The sequence below is a fragment of the Comamonas sp. HJ-2 genome, assembly GCF_053615495.1.
On record NZ_JBSIFD010000001.1, the window covers coordinates 155,342 to 177,717 of the forward strand.

The 22,376-nt window shown below is 57.7% G+C and carries 21 protein-coding genes and 1 tRNA gene; 9 read left to right on the top strand and 13 right to left on the bottom strand.

The window, feature by feature from the left end; translation table 11 throughout:
* Positions 1-6: 6 nt before the first annotated feature.
* The 12 genes from nuoF to rpsO form a co-directional block, all read right to left on the bottom strand.
* The gene (gene nuoF, locus ACWGXF_RS00700) at positions 7-1,371 is read right to left on the bottom strand and encodes an NADH-quinone oxidoreductase subunit NuoF (protein ID WP_003064388.1); all 1,365 of its coding nucleotides are present in this window, start codon (positions 1,369-1,371) and stop codon (positions 7-9) included.
* Positions 1,368-1,859, bottom strand: coding sequence for an NADH-quinone oxidoreductase subunit NuoE (gene nuoE, locus ACWGXF_RS00705; RefSeq protein WP_003057829.1), 492 nt, complete (start codon positions 1,857-1,859; stop codon positions 1,368-1,370). The genes nuoF and nuoE overlap by 4 nt, the downstream gene beginning before the upstream one ends.
* Entirely contained in the window at positions 1,856-3,109 is a 1,254-nt protein-coding gene (locus ACWGXF_RS00710; RefSeq protein ID WP_003076498.1) for an NADH-quinone oxidoreductase subunit D, read from the bottom strand. The genes nuoE and ACWGXF_RS00710 overlap by 4 nt, the downstream gene beginning before the upstream one ends.
* 29 nt (positions 3,110-3,138) lie before the next feature.
* On the bottom strand, positions 3,139-3,750 hold the full coding sequence (locus ACWGXF_RS00715; RefSeq protein ID WP_012837316.1) for an NADH-quinone oxidoreductase subunit C: 612 nt from the start codon (positions 3,748-3,750) through the stop codon (positions 3,139-3,141).
* A 9-nt stretch (positions 3,751-3,759) separates the two neighbouring features.
* Entirely contained in the window at positions 3,760-4,239 is a 480-nt protein-coding gene (locus ACWGXF_RS00720; RefSeq protein WP_003057832.1) for a NuoB/complex I 20 kDa subunit family protein, read from the bottom strand.
* A gap of 22 nt (positions 4,240-4,261) precedes the next feature.
* On the bottom strand, positions 4,262-4,621 hold the full coding sequence (locus ACWGXF_RS00725) for an NADH-quinone oxidoreductase subunit A (protein ID WP_003064381.1): 360 nt from the start codon (positions 4,619-4,621) through the stop codon (positions 4,262-4,264).
* 74 nt (positions 4,622-4,695) lie between these two features.
* A tRNA-Leu gene (locus ACWGXF_RS00730) sits at positions 4,696-4,780 on the bottom strand.
* Between the two features lie 120 nt (positions 4,781-4,900).
* The gene (gene secG, locus ACWGXF_RS00735) at positions 4,901-5,296 is read right to left on the bottom strand and encodes a preprotein translocase subunit SecG (RefSeq protein WP_034378756.1); all 396 of its coding nucleotides are present in this window, start codon (positions 5,294-5,296) and stop codon (positions 4,901-4,903) included.
* A gap of 57 nt (positions 5,297-5,353) precedes the next feature.
* On the bottom strand, positions 5,354-6,100 hold the full coding sequence (gene tpiA, locus ACWGXF_RS00740; protein WP_452101637.1) for a triose-phosphate isomerase: 747 nt from the start codon (positions 6,098-6,100) through the stop codon (positions 5,354-5,356).
* Entirely contained in the window at positions 6,097-7,104 is a 1,008-nt protein-coding gene (locus ACWGXF_RS00745; RefSeq protein WP_452101638.1) for an NAD(P)H-quinone oxidoreductase, read from the bottom strand. Before ACWGXF_RS00745 ends, tpiA begins: the two co-directional genes overlap by 4 nt.
* A 131-nt stretch (positions 7,105-7,235) precedes the next feature.
* On the bottom strand, positions 7,236-9,479 hold the full coding sequence (gene pnp, locus ACWGXF_RS00750) for a polyribonucleotide nucleotidyltransferase (protein ID WP_012837311.1): 2,244 nt from the start codon (positions 9,477-9,479) through the stop codon (positions 7,236-7,238).
* A 205-nt stretch (positions 9,480-9,684) separates the two neighbouring features.
* Positions 9,685-9,951 carry a 30S ribosomal protein S15 gene (gene rpsO / locus ACWGXF_RS00755; RefSeq protein ID WP_003057844.1) on the bottom strand — a complete coding sequence of 89 codons (267 nt, stop codon included), beginning with the start codon at positions 9,949-9,951 and terminating at the stop codon, positions 9,685-9,687.
* 597 nt (positions 9,952-10,548) lie between these two features.
* Between rpsO and ACWGXF_RS00760 the strand changes: the two genes are divergently transcribed.
* Genes ACWGXF_RS00760 through ACWGXF_RS00800 form a run of 9 tightly spaced genes read left to right on the top strand, consistent with a single transcriptional unit; the run spans position 10,549 to position 21,283 of the window.
* Positions 10,549-11,133: a GspH/FimT family pseudopilin gene (locus tag ACWGXF_RS00760; RefSeq protein WP_041743941.1), complete on the top strand. Its 585-nt coding sequence runs from the start codon at positions 10,549-10,551 to the stop codon at positions 11,131-11,133.
* 57 nt (positions 11,134-11,190) lie between these two features.
* Positions 11,191-11,775 (top strand): GspH/FimT family pseudopilin, encoded by a 585-nt coding sequence (locus ACWGXF_RS00765; protein WP_172415273.1) that lies wholly within the window; start codon positions 11,191-11,193, stop codon positions 11,773-11,775.
* On the top strand, positions 11,763-12,467 hold the full coding sequence (pilV, locus tag ACWGXF_RS00770; protein WP_452101639.1) for a type IV pilus modification protein PilV: 705 nt from the start codon (positions 11,763-11,765) through the stop codon (positions 12,465-12,467). The genes ACWGXF_RS00765 and pilV overlap by 13 nt, the downstream gene beginning before the upstream one ends.
* Positions 12,468-12,476: 9 nt before the next feature.
* A complete protein-coding gene (locus tag ACWGXF_RS00775) occupies positions 12,477-13,337 on the top strand; it encodes a PilW family protein (protein ID WP_012837307.1) in 861 nt (286 codons plus the stop codon).
* Between the two features lie 5 nt (positions 13,338-13,342).
* Entirely contained in the window at positions 13,343-14,170 is an 828-nt protein-coding gene (locus ACWGXF_RS00780; RefSeq protein WP_041743939.1) for a pilus assembly PilX family protein, read from the top strand.
* Positions 14,171-14,208: 38 nt separating this feature from the next.
* Positions 14,209-17,904 (top strand): pilus assembly protein, encoded by a 3,696-nt coding sequence (locus ACWGXF_RS00785; RefSeq protein WP_054073590.1) that lies wholly within the window; start codon positions 14,209-14,211, stop codon positions 17,902-17,904.
* A gap of 30 nt (positions 17,905-17,934) precedes the next feature.
* A complete protein-coding gene (locus ACWGXF_RS00790; RefSeq protein ID WP_003064356.1) occupies positions 17,935-18,375 on the top strand; it encodes a type IV pilin protein in 441 nt (146 codons plus the stop codon).
* A gap of 30 nt (positions 18,376-18,405) precedes the next feature.
* A complete protein-coding gene (gene ribD / locus ACWGXF_RS00795) occupies positions 18,406-19,515 on the top strand; it encodes a bifunctional diaminohydroxyphosphoribosylaminopyrimidine deaminase/5-amino-6-(5-phosphoribosylamino)uracil reductase RibD (RefSeq protein WP_087865222.1) in 1,110 nt (369 codons plus the stop codon).
* A gap of 52 nt (positions 19,516-19,567) precedes the next feature.
* On the top strand, positions 19,568-21,283 hold the full coding sequence (locus tag ACWGXF_RS00800; protein ID WP_054073588.1) for a phospholipase D-like domain-containing protein: 1,716 nt from the start codon (positions 19,568-19,570) through the stop codon (positions 21,281-21,283).
* Here the strand turns inward: ACWGXF_RS00800 and ACWGXF_RS00805 are convergent.
* The gene (locus ACWGXF_RS00805; protein ID WP_087866442.1) at positions 21,237-22,280 is read right to left on the bottom strand and encodes a tRNA dihydrouridine synthase; all 1,044 of its coding nucleotides are present in this window, start codon (positions 22,278-22,280) and stop codon (positions 21,237-21,239) included. The two genes, ACWGXF_RS00800 and ACWGXF_RS00805, sit on opposite strands and share 47 nt — an antisense overlap.
* Between the last annotated feature and the right edge of the window lie 96 nt (positions 22,281-22,376).

A 22,376-nucleotide genomic window follows, 5' to 3' on the forward strand; every position in this document is an offset into this window, starting at 1 on the left:
AGGCGCTCATGCAGCCTGTTTGGAAGCGTTCTGGATCTTCGCTTCGAACTCGTGGCGGAAGTGCTTGATCATGGCGCGAACCGGCATGGCTGCCGCGTCGCCAAGCGCACAGATCGTGCGGCCCATGATGTTCACGGATACCGAGTCCAACAGCTCGATATCTTCCGGACGGCCTTCGCCGTGCTGAATACGGTTCACCACGCGCCACAGCCAGCCCGTGCCTTCACGGCAGGGCGTGCACTGGCCGCAGGACTCGTGCGAATAGAAGTACGACAGACGCAGCAGGCACTCGACCATGTCGCGCGAATCATCCATCACGATCACGGCGCCCGAACCCAGCATGGAGCCGGCCTTGGAGATGGAGTCATAGTCCATCGTGCAGTCCATGATGATGTCGGCAGGCAGCACGGGCGACGAAGAGCCGCCGGGGATCACGGCCTTGAGCTTGCGTCCGGTGCGCACACCGCCTGCCAGCTCCAGCAGCTTGCTGAAAGGCGTGCCCATGGGAACTTCGTAGTTGCCGGGCAGGTTCACGTCGCCGCTGACCGAGAAGATCTTGGTGCCGCCGTTGTTGGGCTTGCCGCATTCCAGATAGGCCTGGCCACCGTTGCGGATGATCCAGGGAACGGCCGCAAAAGTCTCGGTGTTGTTGATGGTCGTGGGCTTGCCGTAGAGACCGAAGCTGGCGGGGAATGGCGGCTTGAAGCGGGGCTGACCCTTCTTGCCTTCCAGCGATTCCAGCAGCGCGGTTTCTTCGCCGCAGATGTAGGCGCCAAAGCCATGATGGGCATGCAGCTGGAAGCTGAAGCTGCTGCCCAGGATGTTGTCACCCAGGTAGCCGGCAGCGCGGGCTTCTTCCAGGGCTGCCTCGAAGCGCTCATAGACTTCGAAGATCTCGCCGTGGATGTAGTTGTAGCCGATGCTGATGCCCATCGCGAAAGCGGCAATGATCATGCCTTCGATCACGATGTGCGGGTTGAACATCAGAATGTCGCGGTCCTTGCAGGTACCGGGTTCGCCCTCATCCGAGTTGCAGACCAGGTGCTTCTGACCGGGGAACTGGCGGGGCATGAAGCTCCACTTCAGACCCGTGGGGAAGCCCGCACCGCCACGGCCGCGCAGACCGGATTCCTTGAGCGTCGCGATGACTTGATCTTGTGTCAGGCCTTCGCCGCCATCCTTGCCCAACAGCTTGCGCAGGGCCTGATAGCCGCCGCGTGCTTCATAGTCCTTGATGGACCAGTTGCTGCCGTTCAGATCCGCATAGATCTGGGGATTGATGTGACGGTCGTGGAAGCAGGTTTCATTGCCGGTCGATGCGAACTTGGCCAGCACGGCATTGGCGGCAGGATTGTTCAGAATCGTGCTCATGCCTTGCCCTCCGCTGCGCGCAGGCCGTCGACCAGCTCGTCAAGCTTTTCATTGCTCATGAAGCTGCACATGCAACGGTCGTTGACCAGCATCACGGGCGAATCGGCGCAGGCGCCCAGGCACTCGGACTGCTGCAGCGTGAACAGGCCATCCTTGGTGGTCTCGCCCATCTTGATGCCCAGCTTGTGCTCCAGGTGGTGCAAGGCCTTATAGCCGTCGCGCAGCTGGCATGGCAGATTGGTGCAGACATTGAGCTTGTACTTGCCAACGGGTTGCTGGTTGTACATATTGTAGAAAGTGGTGACTTCGTGCACCGCAATCTCGGCCATGCCCAGGACTTCGGCAATCACTGCCTCGCTTTCCTGGCTGACCCAGCCCTGCTCCTGCTGCACGATAGACAGGCAAGCCATGACGGCAGACTGTTTCTGGTCAGCCGGATACTTTGCCACCTCACGCGCAAAGCGTTCTCTGGTCGCTTCGGTAATCATCGGTCAACGTCTCCAAACACGATGTCCAGGGTACTGAGCACCATCACGGCGTCAGCCAGCATATGGCCACGGCTCAGTTCATCGAGAGCAGCCATGTGCGCAAATCCTGGTGGACGAATCTTCAGTCGATAGGGCTTGTTGGCACCATCGCTGATCAAATAAATGCCGAACTCACCCTTGGGATGCTCGACGGAAGCGTAAGCCTCGCCTTCGGGAACCTTGAAGCCTTCGGTAAAGAGCTTGAAGTGGTGAATCAGCTCTTCCATGTTGGACTTCATGGCTTCACGGCTTGCGGGCGCAACCTTGTGATTGTCCGTGATCACCGGGCCGGGATTGACACGCAGCCAGTCCACGCATTGCTTGATGATCTTGTTGGACTCGCGCATCTCGGCCATGCGAACCAGATAGCGGTCATAGCAGTCGCCCGTGGCACCCACCGGAATATCGAAGTCCAGCTTGTCGTAGACCTCGTAGGGCTGGGTCTTGCGCATGTCCCAGGGCAGGCCCGAGGCGCGCAGCATGGGACCGGTCAGGCCCAGATTGATGGCGCGTTCCGCAGACACCACACCGATACCGACGTTACGCTGCTTCCAGATGCGGTTGTCGGTCAGCAGGGTTTCGTACTCGTCCGCGCACTTGGGGAAGCGCTGCGTGAAAGCATCGATAAAGTCCAGCAGCGAGCCCTTGCGGTCTTCGTTCATGGCCTCCATGGAGCGCACATTGCGCACCTTGCTGGCCTTGTACTGGGGCATGCTGTCCGGCAGGTCGCGATACACGCCACCGGGACGGAAGTAAGCCGCGTGCATGCGCGCACCCGACACTGCTTCGTACATGTCCATCAGCGCTTCGCGTTCGCGGAAGCTGTAGATCAGAATGGTCGAGCTGCCGGCATCGTTGCCCGAGGAACCCAGCCACATCAGGTGATTCATGATGCGGGTGATTTCCGAGAACATCACACGGATGTACTGAGCACGGATGGGCACTTCGATGCCCATCAGTTTTTCAATGGCCAGGCAGTAAGCGTGCTCGTTGCTCATCATCGAGCAGTAATCCAGGCGGTCCATATAGGGCAGCGACTGGATATAGGTCTTGCTTTCGGCCAGCTTTTCGGTCGCGCGGTGCAGCAGACCGATGTGCGGGTCGGCGCGCTGCACCACTTCGCCATCGAGCTCCAACACCAAACGCAGCACACCGTGCGCTGCCGGGTGCTGCGGACCAAAGTTCAGGGAATAGTTCTTGATTTCAGCCATGGTCTTCCGTCAAAAGGCGACGAGCGCCTTTAGTGCAGGCCTCCGCCGTAGTTTTCTTCACGAATGATGCGCGGCGTGATTTCGCGAGGCTCGATCGTGACGGGCTGGTACACCACACGTTGCTGTTCGGCGTCGTAGCGCATTTCCACGTGACCGGACAGGGGGAAATCCTTGCGGAATGGATGGCCGATGAAGCCATAGTCGGTCAGGATACGACGCAGGTCTTCGTGACCTTCGAACACGATGCCGAACAGATCGAAGGCTTCGCGCTCGAACCAGTTGGCCGAGTTCCAGATGGGGTTGATCGAGGCCACCACGGGGAAGTCGTCATCGGCGCAGTACACACGCACACGCAGGCGCTGGTTCAACGTCAGAGACATCAGGTGGGATACAACGGCAAAACGCGGACCGTCCTTGCCGACTTCCGCATAAGTGGAATAGTCCACGCCGCACAGGTCCAGCAGCATCTCGAACTGGCAGTCCGGGGCATTGCGCAGAATCTGCATCACGTCCAGATACTTGTCAGCGGATACTTCCACCGTCACTTCACCATAGGCCAGAGTGACGGAGCGCACCCTGTCACCCAAGGCAGCAGTAACCACATCCCGAAGCTTCTCGGGGTGAATTGCAATTGCAGTCATCTCAGCCCTTTAAACGCGAGCGATGGTGTGGGTACGACGAATCTTCTGCTGCAGCTGGATGATGCCGTAGATCAGCGCTTCCGCTGTCGGGGGGCAACCAGGCACATAGACGTCGACGGGAACAATGCGATCGCAACCACGCACCACCGAGTAGCTGTAGTGGTAGTAACCGCCACCATTGGCGCAGGAGCCCATGGAAATTACCCAACGCGGCTCGGACATCTGGTCATAGACCTTGCGCATCGCGGGAGCCATCTTGTTGCACAGCGTACCGGCAACAATCATCAGGTCAGAGTGGCGGGGGCTGGCACGGAACACTTCGGAGCCGAAGCGACCGATGTCATAGCGGGCAGCTGCTGCGTGCATCATCTCCACCGCACAGCAGGCCAGGCCAAATGTCATGGGCCAGATCGACCCTGTCTTGGCCCAGTTCACCACCGTGTCATAACTGGTGGTGACGAAGCCTTCCTTCATCACGCCTTCGATCATCGTGTTTCCTCAGAAAAGCTGCTTATTCCCAATCCAGGGCGCCTTTTTTCCACTCGTAGGCAAAGCCCACGACCAGAATGGCCAGGAAAATCAGGACAGCAACAAAACCCACGCCGCCGACATCTTTGAGTGCGACAGCCCAGGGCAGCAGAAATGCGATTTCCAAGTCGAACAGAATGAACAGGATGGCGACCAGGTAGTAGCGCACATCAAACTTCATTCGAGCGTCTTCAAACGCCTCGAAACCGCATTCGTAGGGGGAGTTCTTGGCAGCATCAGGGCGGTTGGGACCCAGCACGTAGCCGAGCACCAGGGGTACAACACCCACAGCCATGCCAATAAGAATGAACAGAAGAACGGGAAGGTACTGATCGATGTTCATCGAGTGGGCCTTGTTATGAAAACATGCCTCACCGATCACTGCCTGATCAGCAGGGCAGGTTTTTAGTTATGTGTTGGTGCCGTCGGCGAGACTCGAACTCGCACAGCTTTCGCCACTACCCCCTCAAGATAGCGTGTCTACCAATTCCACCACGACGGCTTCGTCTCAAAGTCCGGCAATCTCTGGAACCTTCGTTGCAAAGATTCTGATCCCCAGACAATCCCTAGATTCTAGCCTGAAAAACCCCACTCTTTGGGGTTCTTCAGGATTTTCTCCAAATTATTTCGTTGGGATCTGGGCTGCACCTTCGGCACCAGCCGCTGGAGCAGCAGGAGGCACGGCTGCATCGCCGGCAGTTGCGGGCGGCACATTGGCAGCAGGCGCAGGAGCCGAAACAGGAGCAGCGCCTTCCAGCACACTGCCCGAGCTCACTGGGCGAGCGTTGCCCAGATAAGCCAGTGCCAATGTAGCCACGAAGAACACGGTGGCCAGAGCCGCCGTGGAGCGCGACAGGAAGTTGGCACTGCCCGAGGCGCCAAACAGGCTGCCCGACGAACCACTGCCAAAGGAAGCCCCCATATCGGCACCCTTGCCGTGCTGCATGAGGATGAGGCCGATCATGCCCAGAGCGGCCAGCATCTGGACCGCGAGAATGACGCTGGAAAAGACGTTCATATCAAAACCTAAAAGTCTGAATCATTGCGCACCACACCGGAGTGCGGCGCAGACGAATTATTGCGCTGCCGCAATAATGGTGAGGAAATCCGGGGCCTTGAGAGCCGCACCACCGATCAGGCCACCGTCAATATCGGCCTGAGCCAGCAGCTGCGCCGCATTGCCCGCATTCATGCTGCCGCCATAAAGCAGGGGCACGCGGTCAGCCTTGTCGCTGGCCGCCGCCAGCTGCGCCCGCAGCACGGCATGCACCTGTTGGGCCTGCTCGGGAGTGGCAGTCTTGCCGGTGCCTATGGCCCAGACAGGCTCATAGGCCACAACCAGCTCGCTCACGCAGTGGCCGACCTGATGAATCACGGCTGCCAGCTGACGCTTGACCACGACCTCGGTCTGACCCGCTTCACGCTCCGCCAGGGTCTCGCCCACGCAGACGATGGGCGTGATGCCCTTGGCCAGCGCGGCCTGGGCCTTGGCGGCAACCACGGCATCGGTCTCGCCATGATACTGACGACGCTCGGAGTGACCGACCAGCGCATAGCGCACGCCGAACTCCTTGAGCATGACAGCAGAAGTTTCGCCCGTGAATGCGCCCTGCTCGTGCTGGGACACATCCTGTGCGCCCACACCAATGGAAGTACCCGCAAGTTCCGCCTGGACTTGAGCCAGATAGGGCGCAGGAGCAGCCACGGCCACGCCCGCCTTGTTGCCAGCAGGCAAGCCCTGCTTGATGGCCTGCAGCAAAGCAGCATTGGCAGCCAGGCTGCCGTTCATCTTCCAGTTGCCAACAATGAGTTTTTGCTTCATGTTTCCCAAGTCAAAACGATTTTTCCGGTGTGCTGGCTGGATTCCATCAGCGCATGAGCCTGCGCCGCATCAGCAGCATCGAATTCACGATAGATGGCTGGGCGCACCTTGCCGGACTCCAGCAGGGGCCAGACATTGCGCTTGAGCGCCTCGGCGATCGCCGCCTTGAAGGCCACGGAGCGCGGGCGCAACGTGGAGCCGGTCACGGTCAGTCGCTTGCGCAGCACCAGGCCGGCATCGAACTCGGCCCTGACGCCACCCTGCACCGCAATGATGACCAGGCGACCATCGGGAGCCAGGCATTGGACTTCGCGCGCCACATAGCTGCCGGCGACCATGTCGAGGATGACGTTGACGCCTTCGCCCGACGTGATGCGCTGCACCTCTGCCGCAAAATCCTGTGTCTTGTAGTTGATGGCGTGATCGGCTCCGAGCTTGAGACAGTCATCGCACTTGGCATCACTGCCAGCCGTAACAATGACCGTCGCGCCCCAGGCCTTGGCCAGCTGAATCGCCGTCACGCCAATGCCGCTGCTGCCGCCCTGCACCAGCAAGGTTTCGCCGGGTTGCAGAGCCCCCCGGTCAAACACATTGCTCCAGACCGTGAAAAAGGTCTCGGGCAAGGCCGCCGCCTGCACGTCGCTGAAGCCCTCTGGCACCGGCAGACACTGGTCCACGGGCGCAGCGCAGAAACTTGCATAGCCACCACCGGCCACCAGCGCACAGACACGGTCGCCAAGCTTGAAGCCCGCCTTGCGCATGGCTGCCTCGTCGCCCGCCACGATCACACCCGCCACCTCAAGCCCCGGAAGATCGGAGGCACCGGGAGGTGGCGCGTAATGACCTTTGCGCTGTAGCACATCGGGGCGATTGATGCCGCTCGCGGCAACGCGAATCAGCACCTCCCCCTCAGCCGCCACCGGCATGGGACGTACACCCATGCGCAGCACGTCTGGCGCACCATAGCTGGTGATCTCCACCGCTCGCATTGTGTTGGCTTCCATAGTCAGGCTTTGCTTTATCAAAGAAATCAGGCTCAAACGCTTATGCAGAAAGCGCTAGCAGCTACAAAATCAGGATCAACCAGCAAACGACAAAACAGGAGACCGCCTCGCGGCGGACTCCTGCTCAGCCATTACTGCTGCTGTTGCTGCTGCTCGTCAGCGGCTGCGCGGTTTTCACGTGGCTCGCGATTCTCGCGGGGTTCGCGATTCTGGCGAGGAGCACGTTCGCGGTACTCGCGATCGCCACGGGGTTCACGCGGCTCGCGCTCGGGCATGCCGGCAGGACGCTCGGTCAGCGCCTTCATGGACAGCTTGACACGACCCTTGTCGTCGGTTTCCAGAACCTTAACCTTGACCACTTGACCTTCTTGCAGGTAGTCGGTGACCTTTTCCACGCGCTCGTGAGCGATCTGGCTGATATGCAGCAGACCGTCCTTGCCGGGCAGCAGGTTGACCAGGGCACCGAATTCCAGAATCTTGACGATGGGGCCTTCGTAGACCTTGCCGATCTCGACTTCGGCCGTGATCTGCTCGATGCGCAGCTTGGCGGCTTCGGCCTTGGCGCCGTCGGTGGCGGCAATGGTGATGGTGCCGTCTTCCTCGATGTTGATCTGGGTGCCGGTCTCTTCGGTCAGCGCACGGATGGTGGCGCCGCCCTTGCCGATCACGTCACGGATCTTCTCGGGGTTGATCTTCATGGTGTAGAGCTTGGGCGCGAAGCTGGAGACTTCGGTCTTGGCTTCACCCATGGCTTCCTGCATCTTGCCCAGGATGTGCATGCGCGCTTCCTTGGCCTGAGCCAGGGCGACCTGCATGATTTCCTTGGTGATGCCCTGGATCTTGATGTCCATCTGCAGGGCTGTGATGCCGTTGGTGGTACCGGCCACCTTGAAGTCCATGTCACCCAGGTGATCTTCGTCACCCAGGATGTCGGTCAGCACGGCAAACTTGTTGTCTTCCTTGATCAGACCCATGGCGATACCGGCCACATGCGCCTTCATGGGCACGCCGGCGTCCATCATGGACAGGCAGCCGCCGCAGACCGAAGCCATGGACGAGGAACCGTTGGACTCGGTGATTTCCGACACCACGCGGATGGTGTAGGGAAACTCTTCCTTGGTCGGCAGGCAAGCGGCCAGAGCGCGCTTGGCCAGACGGCCGTGGCCGATTTCACGGCGCTTGGTCGAGCCCATGCGGCCCACTTCGCCGGTGGCAAAGGGAGGCATGTTGTAGTGGAACAGGAAGCGGTCTTCGAACTCGCCAGCCAGCGCGTCGATCTTCTGAGCATCGCGCTCGGTACCCAGCGTGGAGATCACCAAGGCCTGGGTCTCACCACGCGTGAACAGCGCGGAGCCGTGGGTGCGGGGCAGCACGGAGGAACGGATCTCGATGGGGCGCACGGTACGGGTGTCGCGGCCGTCGATACGGGGCTCGCCCGCCAGGATCTGCGAACGCACGATGCCGGCTTCGATGTCGAACAGCATGCCTTCGACCTTGACGCCGTCGAACGCCACGCCCTGCTCGGTCAAGGCGGCCTTGACATCGGCGTATGCAGTGCGGCAAGCCAGGGTACGCACCTGCTTGTTGCGCTCCTGGTAAGCGGCGCGCAGCTTGGCTTCGCCCAGCTCGGCCACCTTGGCGATCAGCGCCTCGTCCTTGGCGGGGGCAGTCCAGTCCCATGCGGGCTTGCCGCCTTCACGTACCAGATCATGGATGGCGTCGATGGCGATCTTGCCTTGCTCGTGACCGAACACCACGGCGCCCAGCATCACTTCCTCAGGCAGTTGCAGGGCTTCGGATTCCACCATCAGCACGGCAGATTCGGTGCCAGCAACAACCAGATCCATCTGCGAATCCTTGCGCAGGGTCTGACCAGGGTTCAGCACGTATTCGCCATTGATGTAACCAACGCGGGCTGCACCAATAGGACCGTTGAAAGGCAGACCCGACACTGCCAGAGCAGCGGAGACAGCAATCATGGCAGCGATGTCGGCGTCGACTTCGGGGTTCAGCGAAATGGTGTGGATGACCACATGCACGTCGTTGTAAAAGCCTTCGGGGAACAGGGGGCGAATGGGACGATCGATCAGACGCGAGGTCAGCGTCTCCAGCTCGGAAGGCTTGGCTTCGCGCTTGAAGAAGCTGCCGGGGATCTTGCCGGCTGCATAAGTCTTCTCGATGTAATCGACAGTCAGGGGGAAGAAGTCCTGGCCGGCCTTGGCGATCTTGGAACCCACGACAGTGGCCAGCACCACGGTGTCGTCGATGTTGACCAGCACGGCGCCGGAGGCCTGACGGGCGATTTCGCCGGTTTCCATGGTGACCGTATGCTGGCCCCACTGGAAGGTCTTGGTAACTTTGTTGAACATGGTCATATTGACTCCTTTATGAATAGCTGGATGCGCTTATCCAGTCTTGATTTGGAGTGCAAACAGAACACGATGCCATTCCAGTGCTGCGCTACGCGCTACAAATAGTGCAGCACTGGAATGACACAGCTTCGCTCTGTTTTGCGAACTCCGAAGTAAAAAACGCCTGAGCTAGGCAATCTAACTCAGGCGTTTCGATCTTTCACCGTGCTTACTTGCGCAGGCCCAGCTTGGCGATCAGTGCTGTGTAGCGGTCAGCGTCCTTGGACTTCAGGTAGTCCAGCAGCTTGCGGCGACGGCTCACCATGCGCAGCAGACCGCGACGACCGTGGTGGTCCTTGGCGTTAGCCTTGAAGTGGGGAGTCAGTTCGTTGATGCGAGCTGTCAGCAGAGCCACTTGCACTTCGGGGCTACCAGTGTCGTTTTCGGAACGAGCATTGGCCTTGACAACTTCAGCCTTCTTATCGGCAGCGATCATTTTGTTTTCCTTAGGATTTGGCACTCGACGAGGAGCACCTTGGTTACTTGCGCCAAGACTGGAAAGGCCTCAGCGTGCGTCTTGCACCATGCAAAACCCGACGATTATATCAAGAGGCGATTTATTCCCTATGCAATAGCACGACTAGGCGCCAGACCAAGGCAGGCAAACCCGCTTGCCCGCTCCTAAGCAAGACTCGAACAATGCGCCCATCACCTCCAGCCGGGGATCTGCAATGACCAGCTTTTCTAGACGTAATTCGTTTGCCAGCCTCTGCACTGCGGCCCTCATGGTATTCGCCCTCGCAGATCAGCCAGCACTCGCAGCCAACGCAGGCCAGCGCAAGCACAAAGCAGTCAAGAAGCAAAGCGGCAAGGTCAAGATCCAGAACACCCGGAGCAGTTCGGAAGAGACAACTGCCGAACGCGATAGACGGCTCTATCGGGAATGCCAGGGAAGACCCAACTCCGGGGCATGCGCGGGGTATGCCTACCCAGCCTCCGGCCGCCGCCGCTGAAAGCGACCACCGATCTCCCCATCAAGACCACTCATCCAGTCACAAAGCATTCGGCATGCAACGAAACGTAATATGCCAGCATGCCCAATTTGCCCCTCATTCGTCGCCATTTTTCCAGAGGCTTCACAGCCATTGAACTCATGGTCACGGTTGCCATTCTGGCCGTTTTGGCCGGCCTTGCCGCGCCCAGCTTCAATCCAATCATTGAACGCTGGCGAGTGCGCCAGGTTTCGGAAGAGTTGCAGTCCACGTTTTACTTTGCGCGCTCCGAAGCCATCAAGCGCGGCGGCAATGTGACTATTTTGCGCAGCGATGATGGCGGAGGCTGCACAGCAGTGGGCACAGACACCAGCCTCTGGAGCTGCGGCTGGATTGTGTTTGCCGACTTGGACAACGACGGCGAGCAGGACAGCGGCGAAGACACATTGCAGACTGCCCCCGCCCCCAACAAGGTAAACGTGCAGTTCACCAATACCAGCGATGCCAAGCTGACCGACCCGATCAAGGTTGACCGCTGGGGAAGGTTCTCAAGCACGAATGCCGCCATCGATTTTGCATTTCGATTGACCCCAAAAAGTGGCAGCGCCGCCAGCGCATCCTCCATCTGCGTCAGCAGCAGCGGACGCATCAAGCGACTCGACTCTGCAACCGGCTCATGCAGTTAACTAAACGAACAGGATCATTGGGCAGCGGCACAGGCCCGCCCTCAACGAGGAATATGTATGTACCCCGGCTTAAACAACGCTCCGCACCTCGCAGCCCCCGGTTTCAGCAGTTACGGATTCACTTCCATTGAGCTGATAGTGACCGTTGCCATAGTCGCAGTCCTCAGCGCCATTGCAGTGCCCAGCTTCAACTTTATTTTTGAGCGCTGGCGCGTCATGGAGGCCGTGGAGATCATGAAATCCAGTCTGATGTTCGCCCGCTCAGAAGCTATCAAGCGCGGTGGCAACGTATATCTGGAAAAGCTTCCCCGAACCACTGTTGGCTGCGTCACTGACGGGACCAACCAGGACTGGGATTGCGGCTGGGTCGTCTTCGTGGACAGCAATGGCAACAGACGCTGGAACAGCGGAGAGGAAATCCAGCGCTATGAACCACCAACCAAAGTAAGCGTCACCAGAACCAAATCAGGCGCCACCATCCGTGTCGACCGCTGGGGAATGATGGATGGGGCCAATTTGATCGGCTTCACGATAGCACCTCAGCCTGCCGGAATAGCCTCTGCCGCCACCAAGGGCATTTGCATGTCTTCGGGCGGACGAATTCGAGTCATTGAACAAAAAGACGTGCCATGCACCAACTGAATCACACTCGCCAAATGGGCAAACAGCGAGGCATCACTTTGCTGGAATCGTTGATTGCCATCGTCGTTGCCGCACTGGGCATCCTCGGCATCCTCGGCGTACAAATGCGCACGCTGACCGACACCCAGACCAGCATGCGCCGCACTCAGGCCATCCGTTTGATTGAAGACCTCAGCGAGCGCATGAAGGTAAATCCCAATGCACTGAGCGGCATCAACACCTACGTCACAGGCTGGACCGCAACACCGCCAACCACCGCTGCGACAAAAAAATGCGTTGGCAGCACTTCCTGCACCCAGGCCGAATTGGCCGAGTACGACCTCAAGGAATGGAAACGCCTGGTGGAGCGCTCTCTCCCGCTTGGCAATGCCGCCACCTTCCTGGCCCTTGCTGACGGCGATTCCAGCAGCATCACCAACCGCCGGCAACTGGGCGTGCTCATACGCTGGCGGGAAAACGAGCGCGAAGACTTTGCAAGCGATGCCACCGGCACTGCTGCCAAAAAAGCCTACAAGGACGCCATCAACACCGGAGCCAGCATCAAGAGCGACGGCAGTATCAGCACCAAAGATCCCACCTCCTGCCCCGCCAACTTCACTTGCCATCTTCAATACATACCAGTCAGTGCACGCTGCGCACCTGACTTTCGTGCAGGCAATAGTGCACCTTTGTTTTTCTGCCCCGGAACCTGACGCATCCCTATGAAAGCCTCCAGCATCGCGAGAAGCCAGCCTCAGCGCGGCGTGACTCTGATTGAACTACTCGTCGGCATCGTCATCGGACTTCTGACGGTAGCCGTTGCCATGGGTGCGCTGATGGTCTCAAGAGGCGTTACCGGCACGGTCAGCGATAGCAGCATGCTGCAGCAACAAGCCGCATACGCTTTTCGCGTCATCGGGCAACAGATCCGCCAGGCTGGCTCCCTGAGACTGAATCTGGCCTCACAGAAGTCAGAAGGAGCCGATATCGATATGTCGGATCCGGTAGCCTTTGAGACCAAAGCCACAGATTTCGATCCCGCGGTCAATACCATCAGCGGTATGGACAGCCCCGGCACCAATGAATACAAGCTCACCCTGGGTTATCGCAACTATAAAGAGCCGGTATATACATCTACAAATGCTGCATCCATGCTGCGCGATTGTCTCGGTCAATCACCCAATGACAATTTGATTCAAAGCCGGTTCTCGCTCAATTCCACAAATAATGAATTGCGCTGCGTGGGCGCATCAGGAAACCCGCAGCCCATTATTCAGAATGTCGCTAATTTTCAAGTGCGATATTTGCTACAGACATCGGCATCCAGTGGTTCCCCGCAGATCAGCTATGTCGATGCAGCTACGGTGGCAAGCGCCTGGCCGCAGGTTGTCGGCGTGGAAATATGTCTGGTGCTTTATGGCAATGAAGCCATTGATATGCCGGACAACACCACCTACCTGGACTGCGACAACACTACATCCGTCACCATGAATACATTGGCTGCCCCACGTACGCGGCGAGCGCACATGGTTTTCCGCAACATCTACCAGCTGCGCAGCCAGGGACTGACTACCGTCAGCTGAATATCATGAATACATTCAAAATTCCCCGGCAAAGAAAACAACGAGGTATATCACTATTCGTTGTAATCATCTTTGTCATGCTCTCCATGCTGCTGGCCCTGTGGGCATCCCGCACATCGCTTTTCAATGAGTTGATCGTCGGCAATGATGCCGATTACCAGCGAGCCTTCGAGGCAGCCCAGGCCATCTTGCAAGATGCCGAACTCGATATTCGCGGAGAAAACTCTGATGGCAGCTTTTGCACACCCAATGACAGCGACGGAAACATATGCCGACGCACGACTGCAGAGAAAATCCCGCTAGAAGCACAAGAGGTGGGAACCCTTCTGGCGGACCTGGCAGACCCCACCAAGATTGCCAGCACAGCGCCGAAATGCAAAAACGGCATTTGCATCAAGCGCGCTGATCGCCCTGACATCAAAGACAAACAGGACTTCTGGAACAACACAGATTCGACCAAGGGCATTACGCTGACACAAATGACCGGTGTTCATACAGGCACCACTACGCCCGTCGGCGCGCGCTATGGTCAATTCACAGGTGCAGCAATCGGAGATGATGATAGTCCGGCAAGTGCCATATTGCGAGACCGAAGTGCCGCCAACCAAGGGGCCTGGTACTGGATCGAGATTCTCCCCTATGACGATAGCAGCAAAAATTCCGGTGTTCTTGTCAACAGCACTGGAACAGGTGCAATAAACCCACAAAGCATTTTGGCACTAAACCTGACACCTAATATCGTCTATCGAATTACAGCTCTGGCGTATGGCCGCAAGCCCAACACAATGGTTGTGCTTCAGCAGACGTATGCAAGACAAAAACTCAAAGACTAGATACCTATATTCTCTACTGATCAGATCAAGTGATCGCCATGCAAAAAAAAATACCCGCTCACTTCAAAAAAAAATCACTTGCCATAGCAGCAGGTGCAGTTCTAATACCCTCGATCGCAACATCCATCGAGTTGCTTCAGGCCCCTCCGGGCACAGTGCAGCCCTACGTCACACCTAATGTGATTATCTCCGTCGACGATTCTGGAAGCATGGACTACTGCTCAAATGCAGAAAGCTCATCCAAATGCGTAATTACAGGCTATGACAGAAGAGGCAACGCAATTTGGGGTGGCGCCACCAATGAATCTCAGCCGAATGCAGATGGAACCTGGCCCGTAACAAGCCGCCGCATTAATGTTCTTAAATATGCATTAATTGGAGCACAAAAAAGCGATGGAACTTGGGAAGGCGGCGTTTTCCGAGATAGAAATTTACTTCCAGATAGAAAAATTCGTCTATCTTGGCAAGCCATGTGGAATAACGGAGGCGCAGCTGACGCAAAAAATGTCGACTCCGATAAAATGAATCAAAATTCTATGCGTTTCTTAGGAGAAACGCATAGAAATAACTTCATTAGCTTCATTAATGGATTAGATGCAAATAATGGCACACCTTCCCATTTAATGTTCAAACAAGCCGACGCCTACATGCGTCGCGACTTATCAATAAATAGTCCCTGGGCATCAGACCCGGGGAGTCAAGCTACACCTTACCTCGGTTGTCGTCGAAACTACCATATCATGATGACGGATGGCCGCTGGAACAATACATCATATGACATCGGCGACACAAATCGTCGAGATAATGCAACCAGCATCACCCTACCAGATGCAACCATTTATGGTGGAACACAAGCCCAGCAAAAACAGACATCTTTATATAGAGACTCCCACACCGAAACCCTAGCTGATTGGGCTTTCTACAGCTGGGGAACGCCATTACAAACAGCAAAAGACGAGACAAATGGAGTTAAAGGATTAAAAGGATCCATACAACCTTCTCCAGAATATGACAATGCCCCTCAACAAGAAAATTTCGGAAAAGACTCAAAAGGCAATGATGCAATTTTAGAGAGATACTGGAACCCAAAGTTCAACCCTGCCAACTGGCCCCATATGGTCACCTACACCATTGGATTCAGCAATATGGCTGTAACTTGGCCTGGCGCATCTGATATTAATGCACCGACTAATAAAGTTCCATTTGGATACAACGGAAGCTTTCTTGATTTCGTCACAGGAAACAAATCCTGGCCTGCGATGGATAATGAAAACAAGAGATCCCTTGACCTTTGGCATGCTGCCTTAAATGGTCGTGGGCGCTTTTATGCTGTTGAGAAAGGTGAAGATCTAGAAAAAGCATTCCGTGAAATTTTTGGGCAAATCAACACCCAAACTGATCCAGATATGACATCCACTGCTACAAGTGGATCCAATAATACGCGCTATGACGTTGGAAAGTTCACAGGAAATTATGAACCCAAAAATGGCTGGAAAGGCTTCATCAAGGCTGAAACTGTCAGAACAGATGGATCGATAATATCTACTCCTGGATGGGGTGGTCAGAATACGGCAGAAAAGCTTGACGCCTTAAATGCAACAGGTGCCACAAAAAACACAACCAGCAGAACCATCCTCAGCTGGAGTGACAAATGGGGCAGCGAGGACAAGTATCAAGGTGGCGTTCCATTCCTGTGGGCAAATGATGAATCCACACTAAGCACAGCCCAAAAGCTATGGTTACAGAAGAAGCCTGATGGATCTGGAACCGACGAAGGTGCAGCAGCTGGGCAAAACCGCCTGAACTTTATACGAGGCATACGAACCCTTGAAGGCTCTGAAAGCACCGGCTACACAGCAGCCAAGCCGTTTCGTGAGCGCAAGAGTATCCAAGGAGACATCATCAACTCCATTATCTGGTTTACTGGAGCTCCTTCGAGCAACTACGCTTTAAAGGGCTATGCAGACTTCACCCGATCCAAGGGTACAAGAACGCCGATGATTTATGCAGGTGGCAATGATGGAATGCTGCATGGATTCTCTGCTGCTGATGGCACAGAGAAAATTGCATACATTCCGCAGGGAATCATCCCTAGCTTAGGTCGTCTTACAGACCCCACATACAACCAAAAGCATCGCAATTTTGTTGACGGCTCCCCAATGACAGGGGATATCTATATCGGCTCAAACATCGAAACAGACACCAACCCTGGCAACAACTGGAAAACAATGCTGGTTGGTTCACTGGGCGCTGGCGGAAAAGGTTATTTTGTTTTGGATGTCACCAACCCAGATAGCTTTTCCACGACAGCGGCTTCGAGCCTCGTCAAATTAGACCGAACTCGCAGCACTGATGCTGCGATGAATGCCGCAGCAGCACCCAACTGCGCATTGACTGGCATGAGTACTCCCGAAAAGACAGCCTGCGCCAAAGCCGTATCGGAGGATCGTGACATTGGTAACATCACAGCAACACCCGTCGCTGATGAGAACAACCCTATGCGCACCACACAGATCACGCGCATGAATAACAACCGCTGGGCAGTTGTTATGGGTAACGGCTACAACAGCAGCAACCAGCGCCCCGTATTGCTGATTCAGTATCTGGACAACGATATGGAACTCAAGCGTATCCCTGTCGTAGGCGCCGTTGATGCGAGTACTGCAGACATTGGTACAGGTAGTGGCATTGCCAACGACAATGGCCTGGCTGCCCCCCGCTTGGTTGACCTCAATGGTGATGGATTGCCTGATATTGCATACGCTGGTGATAACTTGGGCAATATGTGGAAGTTTGATCTCGCCAGTGCTGATGCAAGCAACTGGGGAGTCGCTTTCAGCGGAAGGCCATTATTCACTGCGCAAGGCCCCGCATCCTTGAACAGCACCAGAACTCTTGTCCAGTCCATTACGGCCCCACCAACTGTGCGTGCCAACGACCGGAAAATGACCATTGGAACGGGCAACGACAAGAAAACCATTGCGGTAGGCGGCATGATGGTTGCTTTTGGCACAGGCCGCAACGCTACCAAAGCTGACGAAAACAACCGGAATGTGCAAACCATTTACTCCGTCCTGGACAACACACGCTACAACTTGATTACCACAAGCCTTGGCCCACGCGTACAAGTCAATAGTGGCAATACATCCTGCACCACCCCCAACGGAACCTGCATTCCAGTCCCCACGGCCTTGGGCACCGGCGTAACCGCAGCCAAGCTTGCTCAGCAAAGCATTACGGAACTGAGCAACGGTGACTTTGGCGCTGTTGGAGCAAGTAATGACGACAACAAGCTCACCACCAGCACCTGGGCCAACTACAACGGCTGGTATCTGGACTTGCCGGCCGTAGGAGAGCGTCAGCTCAAACCCATGGAGTTTTATGACGGTAGCAATATCCTGGCCATTTACTCTCAGGTTCCGGCCAAGGGCACCGATGTAGACCCCAATGTGGAAAGCTGTGAATCCACGACGGTCGATGGAGAGCGCCAGTACCGCACCTTTATCAACATCATGGATGGGCTTCGTCCGTCGGTTCAGATCGTTGATAAAAACAACGATGGTCTCTACAACTCGCTGGATCTGAATGTGTCTCGCGTCAAGGTAAGCAAAGGCTCCCACACGCTCATCGCCCAGAAAAACAAGATCGCAGATATCGACACCAAGAATGATAAAGAGATGCTGGCACGCATGCCCGAGCAGTCGCTGCGCCCCAGCTGGCGTCAGCTGCGTTGAGCGCTGCCTGCTTCATGAGGAAAAATGAAAATGCAAAAAAAACAGCAAAAAGGCTTCACCTTGATCGAATTGATGATCGTCGTGGCCGTCGTCGGCATCCTGAGTGCCATCGCCTACCCCAGCTATACCGAGTATGTGCGCCGCGGCCATAGAGCGGATGCACGCGCCGGCCTGCTGCAAGCCCAGCTCTGGATGGAGCGTGCAGCCACGGCAACCGGGGTATATCCAACCAATGCAGACCTCACCAAGGTGCTACCTGCCAACCTGTCCTGGTCCACCGACGCCAGCAAGCGCTACCAGATCGAAATGAAAGCCAGCTCCACTGCCGCCTACACTTTGATCGCCAAACGCAAAAACCCGGGAGCACAGGCAACTGACAAGTGCGGAGACTTCACCCTCAGCAACACAGGGGTCAAGAGTGCTGACAATCTGGCAAGCGGTACCACGGCCTCGGACTGCTGGACCAAGTAACGCAGAACCCTCTGCATTACCATCCTGGGCATGACACCCTCTGCCCACTTCATGAACAAAGCGCTTGAGCAGGCTGCCCAGGCGCTTTTTCTTTCTTCACCCAACCCGCGCGTTGGCTGCGTGATCGTCGATGCTTCGGAGCGCATCATCGGCCAGGGCTTTACCCAGCAGGCCGGTGGCCCGCACGCCGAGGTGATGGCTTTGCGCGATGCTGCAGCCAAAGGCAACGATGTGCGTGGAGCCACGGCCTATGTGACGCTGGAGCCCTGCTCGCACCATGGCCGCACCGGCCCCTGCTGCGACGCCTTGATCGCAGCCGGCATCGGCAAGGTGGTGGGAGCACTGACGGATCCCAATCCGCAAGTGGCCGGCCAGGGTTTCGAGCGGCTGCGCGCTGCGGGTGTTGATGTGGAGATCGGCCCCGGCGGAGCTGAATCACGCGAGCTCAATATCGGCTTTTTCAGCCGCATGATTCGCGGCACACCCTGGGTGCGCATGAAGGCTGCCAGCTCGCTGGACGGCGTCACGGCCTTGCACAACGGCCAAAGCCAGTGGATTACCTCGGCGGCCGCCCGGGCCGACGGACATGCCTGGCGTGCCCGTGCCTGCACGATTCTGACCGGCATAGGCACGGTGCTTGAAGACAATCCGCGCATGAATGTGCGGGACGTAGACACGCCACGCCAGCCACGCATCGCCGTGGTGGACAGCAAGCTGGATATCCCGCTGGATGCTCATGTTTTGAAAGCACCTAGCGGTTGCCTCATCTATACCTGCAGCACAAAGCAATCTAGAATTGAAGAACTGCAAGCGCTAGGCGCTACGGTTATTGATATGCCCAATGCTGCAGGCAAGGTCGATCTTGCGGCCATGCTGCGAGATCTGGCCGCGCGCGGCACGAATGAGCTGCATGTGGAAGCGGGCTTCAAGCTCAACGGCTCACTGATTCGCGAAGGCCTGGTCGATGAGCTTCTCTTCTATCAAGCCCCGAAACTGCTGGGCACGGGTGCCATGGGTATTGCCAACTTCGGCCCGCTCGACAGCCTGGACCAAGGTCTGCCACTGGTGCTCCATGATGTCGCCCGCCTCGGACCGGACCTGCGCATTGTTGCCAGAGTCCAGGACCGAGAGCAGTTCTAGCGCAGTCTGTGTCCGACATGTGAACCCGGTCATCATGGGTTACAAAGCAGCAATGACGGCTTCTATCTCCACATCGTCACGGCTGCAACCATCGAGGCCGCAAAAGCATCTGGCGCTGCTTGCCGGCGTCATTGCCGCGATGCTGCTCACAGGCTGCGCGGCATCGCTGCCCAAGGATGTGGAGCGCCCCGTCAGCACCGCATTGAGCCAGCCCCAAGGCACCGAGCTGGGCCTGTTCATCTCTCAGGCTCGCCCGGCCAAGGCAAAGCCAGACGCCTCGGCTTTTGCCTTGCTCTCCGGCCCCAAGCATGCCCTCAGCAGCCGCATGGCACTGGTGGAAAACGCACAGAAAACGCTGGATCTGCAGTACTACGCCATCCATGCAGACCAAAGTACCGGGCGACTGCTGCGCGCCGTCGTGCAGGCTGCCAAGCGCGGCGTGCGCGTACGCGTGCTGCTGGACGACTTCCACAGCACGGGGCCGGACGCGCAGGTCATGCGCCTGGCTTTTGTACCCAATGTGGAGATGCGCATGTTCAACCCGCTGGCCGGCTCGCGCGCCTCCACCATCGGCCGAGCCTGGACCCTGCTGACCGACTTTCAGCGCGCGCAGCAGCGCATGCACAACAAGCTGTTTGTGGCCGACAACACCCTGGCCGTGATTGGCGGGCGCAATCTGGGCGACGCCTACTTTGACGCCTCCAATGAAGGCAATTTTGTCGATCTCGATGTCTTGACCGGCGGCCCAGTCGTCAAGGATTTGTCGCGCAGCTTCGACCGCTACTGGAACAATGTGCGCGCCTACCCCGTGCAGTCGCTGATCAGCGAGCCTGACTTGCTCAAACTCAAAAAGCAGTTTGACCAGGAAGATGCCAGGAGCGAAGCCGAGCATGCCCATAACACCACCGTCCCCAAACCGGAACCCGAAGACAGCCCTTTGAATCTGAACCAGATCCCATGGATCTGGGCCCAGGCCATGGTACTGGCCGACAGCCCGACCAAGATTCCTGCTGAAGGAGCGGAGCGGACTGCCGCCGATGAATCATTCGAAGCAGCGGTGCTCAAGGCCGACGACGCCAACAGCCTCCCCCCCTTGGCCGCACCGGCGCTGAATGCCGAGTCGGTGGTCGATGGTCTGCTGGCTCTGATTCGCTCTGCCAGGCGGGACTTGCTGGTCGTTTCGCCCTACTTTGTACCGGGGCCGGAGATCATGGATGCCTTTCGCACGGCACGCAGCAAAGGCGTACGCATCCGGGTACTGACCAACTCCCTGGCCTCCAACGATGCTCCACTGGCACATGCCGGCTATGCCCGCCACCGCAAGGCATTACTGGAGATGGGCATCGAATTGCACGAAATGCGCAGCGAAGCGGCCAATGTCAGCTCCGCCCTGCGCGCAGGCGGCACGGGCTCCAGCGGAGGCAGTTCCGGTGCTTCGCGGGCCATGCTGCACACCAAGCTGCTGGTCATAGACGGGCGGCTGGTCGCCGTGGGTTCCATGAATCTGGACATGCGCTCACGCCTGCAGAACACCGAGATCGCCGTACTGATCGCCAGCCGCCGCTTCAGCCAGCTGGCCAGCGACAGCATCGATGAAAGTCTGCCCGAAAACAGCTGGCGTGTGGATCTGAACACCAAGGGGCAACTGGTCTGGCGTGCGCCGCAGGACAGCGGGCTCAGTGATTCGTATTCCGAACCCGATGCCAGCCTGGGTCTGCGCCTTATGCTGCAGCTGCTCGGGCCTCTGGCTCCAGACAGTCTGCTTTAGGCGTGGTTTGCGGCCAGGCCCATTCCTGCTGCAGATCACGCTGCGGCAGCGCCTGCACCCAGTCGCTGATGGCGCGTTGATCGGTCTGGGTGCGCACTTCCTGATAAGCCAGCTCGGCCTCGGGAAAACGTCTGCGCATGAGGTTGAGCCACTGCTTGAGGCGACCCGCACGCTGGCGCGGCTCCAGATCCTCGCAGACCATATGCCAAAAACGCTGCACCTGGGGCACCAGCGCCAGCCAGTCAATGCCAGCGACCGCACTGACGCTGCCGTGCTCCACGGCGCGGCGCACGGCCAGGGCCAGACCCGGATCGGCCACAATGCCGCGCCCGAGCATCAGATCGTCACAGCCCGAAACTTCGCGGCAGCGCAAGGCCTCTTCCACAGTCCAGATCTCGCCATTGGCCACCACATTCACGCCCACCGCCTCGCGGATGCGTGGAATCTCTTCCCAATAGGCCGGCGGACGATAGCCGTCCAGCTTGGTACGCGCATGGACGACGATCTCACAGGCACCGCCCTGCTCCATGGCCTGGGCGCATTCCGTCATCAGCGCACGGTCGTTGAAACCCAACCGCATCTTGGCCGACACCGGCATCTGCGCGGGCACGGCACGGCGCACGGCGTCCACCACGCGCACGATCTGCTCGGGATCCTGCAGCAGCGATGCACCGCCGCCATGGCGGTTGACCACCTTGGCCGGGCAGCCGAAATTCAGATCGATGCCCTCTGGCCCCAGGCGCGCCAGATTGGCCGCATTCTCGGCCATGCTGACGGGGTCCGAGCCCAGCAGTTGCGCCCGCACCGGCACGCCGGCCAGCGTCCTGCTGCCGTTGCGCAGCTCGGGCATGGTACGCAGATAGACCTTGTCCGGCAGCAGCGAGCCGCTGATGCGAATGAATTCGGACACGCAGCGATCCGCGCCGCCCACCCGGGTCAGCACATCGCGCAGCACAAAATCCAGCAGCCCTTCCATGGGCGCGAGCAGCAGTCTCATTTCAGATTCAAATCAGATTGACCTGTGGCGCTTATTCAGAAAACGCCAGCAGCTATTAATTCAGAAGCAATTGGCAAGCTTGGGCAGTAATGACTG